Annotated in this window: 11 protein-coding genes; all 11 read left to right on the top strand. The window is 41.4% G+C overall.

The features are described 5' to 3' along the window. Positions 1 to 532: 532 nt before the first annotated feature. Positions 533 to 2,764: a hypothetical protein gene (locus VGA95_02585; protein HEX9665421.1), complete on the top strand. Its 2,232-nt coding sequence runs from the start codon at positions 533 to 535 to the stop codon at positions 2,762 to 2,764. Positions 2,765 to 3,071: 307 nt separating this feature from the next. Beyond that, entirely contained in the window at positions 3,072 to 3,557 is a 486-nt protein-coding gene (gene lspA / locus VGA95_02580) for a signal peptidase II (GenBank protein HEX9665420.1), read from the top strand. 2 nt (positions 3,558 to 3,559) lie between these two features. Further along, positions 3,560 to 4,192 carry a riboflavin synthase gene (locus VGA95_02575; GenBank protein ID HEX9665419.1) on the top strand — a complete coding sequence of 211 codons (633 nt, stop codon included), beginning with the start codon at positions 3,560 to 3,562 and terminating at the stop codon, positions 4,190 to 4,192. Positions 4,193 to 4,893: 701 nt separating this feature from the next. After that, positions 4,894 to 5,418, top strand: coding sequence for a shikimate kinase (locus tag VGA95_02570; GenBank protein ID HEX9665418.1), 525 nt, complete (start codon positions 4,894 to 4,896; stop codon positions 5,416 to 5,418). After that, complete coding sequence (locus VGA95_02565; GenBank protein ID HEX9665417.1) at positions 5,411 to 5,626, top strand: hypothetical protein; 216 nt, start codon at positions 5,411 to 5,413, stop codon at positions 5,624 to 5,626. The genes VGA95_02570 and VGA95_02565 overlap by 8 nt, the downstream gene beginning before the upstream one ends. Positions 5,627 to 5,724: 98 nt before the next feature. After that, positions 5,725 to 6,222 (top strand): quercetin 2,3-dioxygenase, encoded by a 498-nt coding sequence (locus tag VGA95_02560; GenBank protein HEX9665416.1) that lies wholly within the window; start codon positions 5,725 to 5,727, stop codon positions 6,220 to 6,222. A 27-nt stretch (positions 6,223 to 6,249) separates the two neighbouring features. After that, positions 6,250 to 6,987 carry a cyclase family protein gene (locus VGA95_02555; protein ID HEX9665415.1) on the top strand — a complete coding sequence of 246 codons (738 nt, stop codon included), beginning with the start codon at positions 6,250 to 6,252 and terminating at the stop codon, positions 6,985 to 6,987. 9 nt (positions 6,988 to 6,996) lie between these two features. Next, entirely contained in the window at positions 6,997 to 7,833 is an 837-nt protein-coding gene (locus VGA95_02550) for a CPBP family intramembrane glutamic endopeptidase (protein HEX9665414.1), read from the top strand. A gap of 118 nt (positions 7,834 to 7,951) precedes the next feature. Then, entirely contained in the window at positions 7,952 to 9,472 is a 1,521-nt protein-coding gene (locus VGA95_02545; protein HEX9665413.1) for a DegQ family serine endoprotease, read from the top strand. A gap of 319 nt (positions 9,473 to 9,791) precedes the next feature. Next, on the top strand, positions 9,792 to 11,246 hold the full coding sequence (locus VGA95_02540; GenBank protein HEX9665412.1) for an aldehyde dehydrogenase family protein: 1,455 nt from the start codon (positions 9,792 to 9,794) through the stop codon (positions 11,244 to 11,246). 582 nt (positions 11,247 to 11,828) lie between these two features. Then, a partial coding sequence (locus VGA95_02535) for an NAD(P)/FAD-dependent oxidoreductase (GenBank protein ID HEX9665411.1) occupies positions 11,829 to 12,937 on the top strand: 1,109 nt, incomplete at its 3' end.

The following is a 12,937-nucleotide window of genomic DNA, read 5'->3' as shown; positions in this document are numbered from 1 at the left end:
ACGCGAAAAAAACAGCAGAGAGGATCAACAAAGAATTGGAAGCCTGAAAAGAAGGATGTAAATTCTCTTGAATAGCTCAGTATAGGTTTACTGAACTCACGAATCGGCCTCGGCTTCCCGCAGGGTTAGTCGCATCATGTTAGCTACGAGATCGCTTCGATACCCTCGCGATTGTAAATGTTAGATAATTCGGGGACAATCCCTTAGATTTTAATAAATCCTAATTTTTTGTCAGCCCTTGATTTTTGTTTCTTTGTATCAAGACAAAGAAAATAAAAGACTAAACCATGGATCCCCGATTAAAACATTCGAGGATGACAGATGAGTAAGTTTCGAGAAAATTTATTATTTTTTGGATTCTGTCGTCCAATTACTTGACATTTACAGCAATGACCGAAGAGACTGTTTGTTCATGTGCTAATAATCTAAAGATTCGCTCAGGGTTATTCATTATTTAAGAGTATTGATGTATTTTTTTCAACCAAGCCGATATTAATGGTACTCATTGTATAGGAATTCGGAGCGCTAACCGATGTTTTTAAGAGACATATTCTTTTCAATCAAAGTCATTATATCAATTGCTTTAGTGATACTAATATCAATAGCAATAACCTTCTTACCTCTTATTGGAACACTGGGGTATGAGTACTCTTTAGCGAGTTCGTTTATTTTAGCTTTTGGATCAGTTTTTATATCCTCAAAATTCGCAGGCATTGAATTTAGTACAAAGTTCCGAAGTCAAAAAAGATTCGGTGATCTAATATCTACAATTTTCATAACTAATTATTTGATCGCATTCTGTCCCCTTGTAATAGGCCTTGCAAGTTCTATGCTGAAACAGGATTGCTTTATAAGAGAGGGACTCTATTTTTATCTCTTGATTCCTCTTGTTACGGTGTTTTTCTCAACCGGCTTGGGTATTTTGTGCGGAACCCTTTTCTCAAGATGGGGATTCTTGGTAGCTGCGCTTATCCTTATTTCCACAATCTGTTTTTCCATATGGCGAGTTTATAATGATGCTTCATTTTTTTTCTATAATATTGTTATCGGGTATTTCCCAGGTCCTCTATACGATGAAGTCATTCCTATTACAACAACCTTTATAGTCTATCGAATTCTGACTTTGTGCTGGGGAATCCTTTTCCTGATTTCCGTCAGGCTAATCAGCGGATTTAAACATGGGGTGGGGGGTTTTTGGGATATATTGATTTTTTTATCAATCGTTGGTGTTTTAATCATTGGTTACCTAAACGAAAATGAGATTGGAATAAGCTATACCAGGAAATATATAACTCAAAATTACCTGAATTCATCTTATGAAACAGAGCATTTTGTGATTTATTATTCTCCGGGTACTAAAGTAGCGCAAAATATTCGCCTCATCGCAGATGATCATGAATGGAGGTTCAATCAATTAAAAGATCTGTTCAAGGTCAATCCAGGCGAGAAGATCCGATCCTATATTTATCCCGATACAGAGACGAGGAAGAAATTGATTGGGGCTGGTGAGACCACCGTAGCAAATCCTGTCAAGAATGAAATCCATCTTGTTTACGATACATTTCCCGATCCAGTCTTAAAGCATGAGCTTGCGCATGTTATGTCTTCCGGATTTGGGATGAATATTCTTCATATTAGCCCTAAAGTTGGGCTGATTGAAGGGCTTGCAGTAGCTTCCGATTGGAGCAGGGATAGCTACACACATCACCAATGGTCAAAAGCAATGATTGATTTGGGAGATGCTCCCGACATAAAGTCCATAGTCGGTGTTGGATTCTGGTATGCGCCTCCAAGAAAAAGTTATACGCTTATGGGTTCCTTTTCACGGTATCTGATTGGTAGATACGGAATTGAAAGATTCAAAGTTCTTTATAAAACCGGAGACTTTTCGGTTTATGGGAACAGTCTGGATGAGCTTACAAAGGAATGGAGATCTTTCTTAGATGGAATTACGATTCCTCCAAAGTTAAATAGTCTTGCAATATACGTGTTTCAAGAACCCAGTATATTTCAGGGTAGGTGTCCAAGAAGGATTGGGGTGTTAAAACAAATGGGGGTTAAGGAATTTGATGATGGCAATTTTTACGGATCAAAAAACCTCTTTCTTGAGGCCTCTGAATTAAATCCAGATGATCCAGGAGTTATCGAAAGTCTCGCTTACTCCTACTATTTTGATAAAGATTATGACGAGCTGAGAAAGCTTCTCGAAAATGGCTTTTCATTCCCTGATATTGATAACGCCATTCTTGAAAACCTGAGAGGAAATCTTCTCTGGCAAACAGGGCAGGTTGAGGAAGCGCAAACAGTCTTTAAAAATCTGCTAATGCTCCCAGTTACAGATGATCTGGAAAGGGAATTGGACATAAAGATTTCAGCGATCTCGGCTGGCGGGATGATAGAAGAAAAGAGTCGGGAGTTTTTTTCTACTACAGATGATTTAGTTCAAGTAACTTCATTGGAAGAAATAATAAGGAATGACCCCTATTATTCACCTGCCTATTATTTGCTCGGGCGGATATTTTACAAAAACGGGGAATTCGAAAAGTCCGTCTCCTATCTCAAACAATCCGAATGGTTGGGTCTGCCTTCAATGGATCTAGAATTAGAAAATCTAAAGCTTCTTGGTATTAATCTCTATTCAACAGGCGACTATGATGGAGCAATAAGTAGGTTTCAAAGAATTATATCCCTTGATCCCGATGGTAAATCGAGAGATTACGCTATTGATTTTGTAGAACGGAGTGGGTGGGCAAAGTTGAAATAAATGAAAAATTATTACTGTAGGCACGAACTTGTTCGTGCTGAGGCTAAGGTGCTATCCATATAACGTATCCGGTCACCCTGAGCCTTGTCGAAGGGTGGTTTTCCTAAGAATCGGCCTTCCATAAACTGTAAAGGCATATCATCCTTTTATCCTTACGATAGGCGGGACTTTCCAGTCCCGCACATACGAGCGGCATCTAGCCGCGATTCCACGTCGCGCCAAGCCTGTCCTGACCTTGCCGAAGGGATGGCTCTCCTACAGAATTTGTTGAACTCGCTTGTTGATCCGATATAATCATGCTAAAGGTATGAATAAATATAAATTAGCCGTTTCTGTTTCTCTTGTAATAATAGTGGTTGATCAAATAAGTAAATGGATTATCACGACTAATCTCCCACTTTATACCAGGATAAATGTATTACCATTCTTCGATATCACACATCTCAGAAATACGGGTGCGGCTTTTGGTATCCTCCGAGATTTACCCGAAAGCCTGCGATTTCCCTTGTTTGTTGTCGTTCTTGTTGTAGCCATACTGGCGATATTCATATTTTTAAAGAAAGTAGCAGAAGACGATATTGTCTTAACTGTTTCTCTTGGCCTCATTCTTGGCGGTGCAATTGGTAATTCGATTGACAGATTCAGATTTGGTTACGTCACCGATTTTCTGGGTTTTCACTGGTTTGGAAATCTCCATTATCAGTGGCCACCATTCAATGTTGCCGATTCGGCTATAACAATTGGCGTAATTTTGATACTTTTTGACACATTCTTCTTAAAGAAAGGAAGATAAAGATGTTTACGGGAATTGTTGAGGATTTGGGTAAGGTTGATAAGATCACGAAGAAGGCAAAAGATGTTGTTTTTGTTATTTCAACAAACAAAATTAATGTTGGTGAACTGGAGCAGGGGGAGAGTATATCAATAAATGGCACCTGTCTAACTGTGGTAACATTGGGTAAGGGTACATTTGAAGTAGAGGCATCTCATGAAACGCTCGACAGGACAAATCTTTCGAGGATCAGGGTAGGTAGCAGGGTAAATCTTGAGCGTGCGCTTAGGATGGGAGATAGGCTAGGTGGCCATATTGTCAATGGGCATGTGGATGGGATTGGAAGGATGACTTCAATTGAGCAGAAGGGAGAATCAAAGGAAATTTGGGTCACTTTGGTACCAGAGCTTTCAAGATATGTAGTGGAAAAGGGGTCAATCGCAGTGGACGGTGTGAGCCTGACAGTGAATAAAGTGGATGGTAATAAATTCTCAGTGAATATTATTCCATATACGCAGGAGGCCACAATTTTTGGTGATTCGAAGCCAGGAGATTTGGTAAATATAGAATGTGACATAATAGGGAAATATGTCGAAAAATTCGTGACGGAAAATATAGAGAAGAAAGATATAAGAGGGCTTATTCAGAAATTGTGATGTGATTAGGTAGCACGTTTGTAGGCACGAATTTATTCGTGCGGAAAACAAAAAAATCGTTAATCATGAAGGATTATGGATACCGAAAGGTTGAACTTAAAAGATTTTATGTAACAGACTCGCTCTATTTTATCACCTCTGTGGTTGAAAATCACGAACCTGTCTTCACTAATGAAAACTGCGTTCGACCTCTGCTTAGAGCTTTAAACGAATATGCAAAAAAGTGTCATGTGCAAATTATTGCTTTTGTTGTTCTCCCAGATCACTTGCATCTCTTGATTTGTCCAAAGAGCCAGAACCGTACTATCTCAGCCTTTATGAAGTCTGTTAAGGGATGATCGGCAATCGAAATCAATAAGGTTATAGGAAGGAAAGGGCGCCTTTGGCAACATCAATTTCTCGATCATATTATTCGTTCTAATGAAGATTACCGATCGCATATTGAATATATACATTATAATCCCGTAAAGCACGGCTTATGCGATAAACCGGAGGATTATAGATGGTCAAGTTATCGCTTTTATGAGTTGGATGAAGATGTTGGCGTTCGTATCAACAAGATGCCTGTTTGATAAGCCTAATGTGATGAAAAAGCCAGATTGCATGTATTAATTTGTTGATGAGAAGTAGGATTGTAGGCACGAATTCATTCGTGCAACAAAAGAAAGCAGCACAGACAAGTCTGTGCCTACGAAAAGATTATGGTAATTGAAAATAAAATCTCTAAGAACATCTACCTATTAGGTTTCATGGGGGCAGGGAAGACAAGCGTTGGAAAGATTCTAGCCAAAAAGCTTCGACTTAAATTTTGTGACCTCGACGAGATAATTGAAAGTGAGTGCGGAAAGACAGTTTCCAGGATATTCTCGGAGCATGGAGAGGACTTTTTTAGGGATTTAGAATCTATGAAACTCCGATCAGTTTCTAAGAATAGCGGTCAGATAGTTGCAACGGGAGGTGGAATTGTTTTACGACAGGTGAATTGGGAAGTCATGGAAAGGGCGGGGATTACTGTTTACCTCAAAACATCTCCTGATGTCGTCTGGAATAGAATAAAAAATGATACATCGCGTCCTCTTCTTCAGGTCGAAAAACCGTTCGAAAAGGTGAATGAACTACTTTCTATGAGAATTCCCCTTTATGAAAAGGCAGACCTGATAATTGAAACTGAAAATAAATCTCCTGAAAACATAGCTGCTTATATCATCGGGCGCATAAATGACTGAATTAATACTGGTTCCTGCTGAGCAAAAGTATGTAGAAGAGATAGGAAGAATCTGCTTTGAATCCTTCAGAGAACTTCACGACAGGCATTTTTTCCCCAGGGATTTCCCCACTGCTTTCCACCAGATTCGTAACTCTTCTTTTGTCCTATACGTGAGGCCAGTCTCTACAGAAGGCTTCTTAAGGAGGGCTGTAGGGCGATCAAAGTAATGAACCTTATGACAACCGGCCCGTACGAGGCTCCAGACGAGTTCTGGATGCCTTCCATACTCTACTGAATTTCATATTAAAAAGGAGAGGGAACAATTATGAAAGATAGTCAAAATAGTTGTAAAAGTAGTAACAATCGGGTTATTGCACTTGAACCTGGCGAGGGGAAATCTTACTGGGTGTTGGGTGACCTGTACACATTTAAAGCGGTCGGCGAGGACACAGGAGGATCATTTGCCATGATCGAAGTAGAAGTTCAACGCCAAAACGGACCACCTCCTCATATACATCATCGCGAAGATGAAACGTTTTACGTTTTGGCGGGAGATTTCACATTCTTGCATGGCGAGCGTACTTTCATAGCTACCCCCGGATCGTTTGTTCACATTCCTAAAGGCACGATTCATACCTTCAAGAACGTGGGGAAAAGGATAGGGAGGTTTCTTGTTGTCATTACACCCGCCGGTTTCGAGAAATTTTTTGAAGAGGTGGGTGAGTCGTTAGTGGACAGATCCGCCCCACCTCCGGTCAGTCAAGAAGCGGTACAGAAGCTACTGGCGCTAGCCCCTAAGTATCACCTTGAGGTCATACCATAAATATCATATCGATTAATATTTTAGTCTGTGACCAATATAAATAAATTTCAGGAGCGTCAAATTTCTAAGTATTCTTCGAGCAAAAAGGGTAGTAGTAATGGGTTTCTATCAGGTTATGGCTGGGTAGACGTATCGGTAACGCTTCGAAGCGGCATGGTTCATTGGCCTGGCGATCCTGAAGTGAAGATTGAGAGGATGCTTAAGATAGAGAGTGATGACGACTGCAACGTCTCGACTATCTTTATGAGCTCACATACCGGCACGCACATTGATTCGCCATACCATTTCGTTAAATCAGGTGTTGGAGTACAGGATATTCCTCTTTCGGCAGTGATTGGGGAAGCCCGGGTCATTGAAATAGTGGACACTGAATCCATAAAACCTGATGAATTGCGCCTCCATCGTATTCGTAGGGGTGAAAGAATACTTTTCAAGACTATAAACTCGGAGCGGTGTTGGAAGAGTGACAAATTCGTGGAGGACTTTGTATATATTTCGACGGATTCTTTGGAATATCTTGTTGATAGGAAGGTCCGGACAATCGGCGTCGACTATCTTTCGGTAGGTGGATATAATAAAAACATTAACCAGGTTCATCGGGTACTTCTCAAGGCCGGTATTTGGATCATAGAAGGGCTCGATCTTTCTGGGGTGAAAAAGGGATATTATGAACTAATTTGTCTTCCCATTAAAATAGAAAAGGGTGATGGAGCTCCTGCTCGAGCAGTCATGAGACCTTATGAGCGTCGATGGCTCCATGAGTAGATTAATAAATTGAAAAAGCGTTTTGAATCATGTAACAGAGATATTGCTGGGGGCAGAGTCGGGCATACGTTTGTCGGCTGGCTAGTTACATTCTTGCTCCTTTTCGTCATTTTGGTATTCGTTTGGTCTTTTTGGGAAGTGAGCGCGTTCTTAAAGCCCTGGTGGGTGGATAACATTCTTACATCATGGAACGAGAACGATCAGATAGTCGCATTATGGCTAGGGGTTTGGGTTATCCTGGGTATGATGATTCCTTCAGCTCTACTATATTTAAGTGGATTAAAATTAAATGATGTTGGGATGGGAATGCCCAATACCCTTGGCCGGAGGATGATAATTTTAGGAATAGTGGTTGCTATACCCTTTGGTATATTACTTTTGAACAGCAAAAATTACGATACCGGTCAAAATCCTCTTAGCTCAGGGTACATAATGATACTACTATCGATGATTCCTGAGCATTTTCTGGTGACAGGGGTCTGTACAGCTTTGATGCTCCCTGGGGGGCGCCTGCCAAGTGATGTAAATTTTGAACCGGTAGAAGGGAATTTTATTACAAAGGTGTTCAGATGGTTTGGCTTGGCGCAAAGCTCGGCGAATACCGGTAGTAATCGTATCCTCGATTGGTTTGGTCTCACTTGGGTATCCCTATTTGCCATTGTGGCGTCTGGAGCTGTCTTTAGAATGATCCATCTCGGTAAGAACGATCTCGAGCTGATGCTTTCTCTTCCAGGGGGTATTGCGATTGCCTATATGACGATTCGGTCCCATTCTATATGGCCATCTGTGATTTCACACTGGGCATTGAACGTGGTTCCGCTAGGTATATTACTTCTCTTCGAATAAGATGAGTATTAAATTTCTATTAGAGTAAGAACTAAATTACAAAAAGCATAATTTACTTGCCTAATGCATTTTTCCCACTATATTATACTTAATTCAGAGTTCTAAGGAGGGAGTTTTAATGAGCCGGCTTTTAATTTTTGGATTTATGGTCCCGTTGTTTTTCATGATGATCTTCTCAGGATGTGAGAAGGTTGACAGAGAAAAATCAAGTCAGAAAAGCGATGTTCAGGAAACAGCAAAAAAAGAGGGCGGTAATAATAAAGAGCAACAATCAAAGGGCGTAGAATCCAAAAATCAGGGCGATATAGTTAGGGTTGAAGAGCTTCCATCTTTTGCCGACCTGGTTGAAAAACTAAAGCCTTCTGTTGTGAATATAAGCACTACGGGTATGGTTCGAAGAGGAGGACGTGGACCTTCACCCTTTGGGAAGTCACCCTTTGGAAAAGATGATCCCTTCGGTGAATTTTTCGAAAGGTTTTTTGGTGAATTACCTCAGAGGGAATTTAAACAAAGGGGGCTTGGTTCGGGCTTCATCATAAGTGAGGATGGTTATGTTGTTACTAATAATCACGTAGTTGAAAAAGCGGATGATGTAGAGGTCATTTTTGAAAATGGCGAAAAATATAAAGCTGAAATTATCGGTAAGGATCCAAAAACCGACCTGGCGCTTATCAAAATAGCGCCTAAAGGAAAGTTACAGGCAGTAAGATTTGGAAATTCAGACAAGTTGCGTATAGGTGACTGGGTGATAGCAATAGGTAACCCCTTTGGTCTAGGTCACACGGTTACAGCAGGTATCGTAAGTGCTGAAGGCAGGGTTCTTGGAATGGGAAGCTATGATGATTTTATTCAAACGGATGCCCCTATAAATCCCGGAAATAGCGGAGGACCATTATTCAATCTGGAGGGAGAGGTTGTGGGTGTGAACACGGCTATAGTTTTTAGCGGACAGGGGATAGGGTTTGCGATTCCAGTTAATTTGACTAAAACAGTTATTGACCAATTGAAAGAGACTGGAACAGTCATTCGCGGATGGTTAGGTGTTCTAATTCAGCAGATAACCCCTGAAATTGCAGAAGGATTGGGCTTAAGGGATGTTAAGGGAATTTTGGTTTCAGATGTAACACCGGATGGTCCCGCAGATAAGGCTGGAATTAAGAGGGGGGATATCATTGTGAATTTTAATGGTAAGGAAGTCGGAGATGTGACGGAACTTACCAGTATGGTCGCTCAGATGGCGCCTGGCTCGGATGTAAATGTAAAAGCTTTGAGGAATGGTAAGGTAAGCGATTTTAAGGTTACTCTGGGAAAACTCCCGGAGACCCTTGCTGGCCCTGGCGAGGAAGAAATCAAGGAGGAAATAGGAATAACAGCGAATGAAATAACTCCAGAAATTGCTTCGCAGTTTAGTCTGGGAGAGAGTACGGGTGTCGTTATCACAAATGTCGAGGTTGGTAGCATAGCTGCAGAAGCAGGTCTTCAACCGGGGGATGTAATTTTGGAAATTAGCAAGAAACCGATTAAAAATTTGGATGATTATAGAAGTGCAATGGAAGAGGTCAAAAAGGGTGTTTCTGCTCTTTTTCTCGTTAAAAGAGGAGATAACACATTGTATATTGGTATTAAGTTTGGAGAATAGTTTTTAGCTTAGAATTATCCTATATCATTCTATAGTGTTTTCATGTTTATTGTCAGGAGACGAAGCAATCACATATCTTGGGGTTGCTTTCTCCGCGCTACCAGGGGTTTCCTGAGTTATCGAGGGACTCATGATTCCTCTAAATAATCCTGAGGACTTTGTATTAATTACGCGCATAACCTTCAGCTTGCTTCGGAGTCTCTTGATCTTTGATGTTCCGTATCTTAGAACCTGATTTGACAGTTATTGAATCTGTTTGATACAGTTAGTAAGGTTATTTAATTTTTTCTCCTAACATTTGGGAGGAGAGGAGGTATCGATGGTCTTGGAAGCTACAAACATCATAGGTGGAAAATATACACCTGGAAGCAGCGGTAACACAATAGAGAGGTATAACCCGGCAACCGGAGAGCTGGTAGGCACGTTTGTAGGATCTACCTCAGAAGATGTCGATTCTGCAATAAAATCTGCAAGAGAAGCCTTTGAGAAATCTTCATGGCCTAAGGATCCGAAATTTCGAGTTCATGTTCTTAGAGAATTACATGACGCAATAATGAATAACTTTGAATTCATGGCTAAGATCCAAACCTCTGAGAACGGCAAGATCATAAGGGACTCAAGGGTTGAGCTAAATTCTGCGGCTGATCTTTTTGATTACTATTCAGGTCTTGTCCGGGGTGTATATGGCAAAACAAATCTGCCATATGAAGATATTATGAGCTTTATTATTAGGGAACCTATGGGCGTAGTAGGTATAATTGCCCCCTGGAATGCTCCCATTGTGCTGCTTGCCCGTTCTCTCGCCCCAGCATTAGCTGCGGGTAACACAGTAGTTATCAAACCGGCCAGTTTTACTCCAATAACAATTTATGAGTTTCTGTGTAAGATGCTGGAAAATGTCAAGGACATTCCGAAGGGTGTGATTAACTTAGTGTTGGGAAGTGGAGAAGTGGTGGGTTCGGAACTTGTGAAACACCAAGACGTTGACTTTATAAGTTTTACCGGGAGTACAGAGGCAGGGGCACTTGTTATGCGTGAAGCCAGTGTGAATATTAAGAGGCTTTCTTTGGAACTTGGGGGAAAGACTCCGAATATAATACTTGAAGATGCGGACGTAGAAGCGGCCGTAAAGGGTGCCATAAGGGGTTCAATGCTTGGTAGCGCAGGGCAGATCTGCTTCGCGGGGACAAGGGTCTTTGTCCACGACAAGATATATGATGAAGTCATGGAGAGAATAACAAAACTTATACCAGAGCTGAAGATAGGGAACGGTCTAAATGAAGATACTGACGTTGGTCCGGTAATCTCTGATGGCCAATTAAAACGAGTATTGAAGTTTATTGAAGAGGGGAAAAAGGTTTCGAATTTGGTTTTAGGCGGAAATAGGTTGACTGATAATGAATATTCGAATGGGCATTTTATAGAGCCAACGGTATTTGAAGACGTACCACCTCAATCGATTATTGCTCAAGAAGAGATTTTCGGTCCTGTAATGTCAATTATAAGGGTCAGCGAATTGGACGAGATCGCTGAAATTGCCAACGACACGAAGTACGGTTTGTCAGCAGCGATCTGGACGAGCAATATTAGCAAGGCGCTCAGGCTTGCAAGGATGATCAAGGCCGGTGTCGTTTGGATCAATACATACGGTAAGCTATTTGCTGAAACTGAAACCGGATTGTATAAGCAGAGTGGAATAGGTGGAGCACTGAGGGGCATAGAGGCCTTGCATACGTTCAGCGAGCTAAAGAATATTATGGTAAATGTTGGATAAAACATGACCTTGCGGTCGTCCTTTTAAAGGTCAGATATTCCGCGGACAAGCTTTTTTACAGTTTTATTTGTATTTTCATTTTAACTGGCATTCCAAAAATTGCGTTAAGAAAATCAGAAACGAAGACGTAAAAAAAATTTGCGGGTTGTGGTTGAATTAAATTTTTTAGTCGCTATGTCATCCCCGAAATCAGTAGTCGGGGATCCAGAGGTAAAAGCATGGATTCCCTATTAAGGATTTAGGGAATGACAACAAGGGGGCAGCCTTGATTTTTGCTTCTTTGTATCAAGACAAAGAAGTTATAAAGGAAAATTAAGATATGAGAAGCAAATACCTTTTACGATTCTGCCCCCGCTTAATCTAACATCTACAGCAACGATTCAATGGACTGTTTATTTATGTGCCGATAACTCGAAGCTGCTGCAGCGTTATTCATTTTCAACGGAATTGTATCATCCATATTATTGACAAACATACTTCATTCATGGGAGAATGAGATTGGATTTTTTTACCTTTTACCGAATACTTCAATTATAAAATGTGATTTCCGGTTTGAATCAAAGATATATAAGGGGGTTATAGATGACCGATAATGAATCCAAAAGAATCCTTATATTAGGAGGCGGGTTCGCGGGGCTTGACGCTGCCCAGCAGTTAGAGAAGATTTTTTCTGAAGACGAGGAGGTTGAGATAACCCTTGTCAATCAGAATAATTACCTGGTTTTTACCTCGATGCTTGCAGAAGTTGTTGCCAGTAGTATCGATGCCAAACACGTCGTAATACCCATAAGGGAATGCCTAAAGAAAGCATCTTTTAAAGAACTAGAGATACAGAAGATAGACTTGGAGAAAAAGACGGTAACGGGTTTTCACCATCACACCGGCGAGATGTTTGAAATTGCTTATGGTTACCTTGTTATAGCCTTGGGCTCGATCACGGGTTATCATGGGGTTCCTGGAGCGGAGGAATATTCATTTGCACTGAAGGATCTTTCTGACGCTATGATTTTGAGAAGCCACGTTATCGATATGTTTGAATACGCCGATTTGGAGGAAGATCGCGAGTCGAGACGTAAGCTTTTGACATTTGTGGTAGTTGGCGGGGGATATACCGGGATCGAAGTGGCGGCTGAGCTCAATGATTTTGTAGAATCCAGTCAAAGGTTCTACAAAAGCGTAGGAACTGATGAAGTAAAGGTATTGGTGGTAGATCCCGGGACTCGAATAATGCATGAGATGAGCGAGGGGTTGGCGGATTATGGTCTTAATTTACTCCGAAAGAGGGGGATGGAATTTTTATTACAAACCAGGGTGAAGGCGGTCACATCCGACAGGGTTGAATTTGAGGATGGGAATTTCGTGGAGACAAGAACCCCGATCTGGGCTGCTGGAACGGCGCCTCAACCCGCTGTTCGGAAATTACCCTGCGCAAATGAAAGGGGGAGAATAGAAGTCAACCAATATTTGGAGGTACCCAACTTCCCGGGTGTTTGGGCTCTCGGTGATTGCGCACAGATACCCGACCCGCAGACCGGCAAACCGTATCCTCCCACTGCCCAGCATGCGACTCGCGAGGGCAAACGTGTGGCTTTCAATGTTGCTGCCGCTGTTAAGAGGAAAGATAAGGGTAAGAAGCCATTTAAATACAAGGCGATGGGAATGCTTGCCCCACTGGGGCGGAGGTCGGCAGT

This window comes from Thermodesulfobacteriota bacterium (genome assembly GCA_036397855.1).
Lineage (GTDB): Bacteria > Desulfobacterota_D > UBA1144 > Nemesobacterales > CSP1-2 > DASWID01.
The sequence above is the reverse complement of the archived record's forward strand: the minus strand, read 5'-3'. Positions and strand labels throughout refer to the sequence as shown.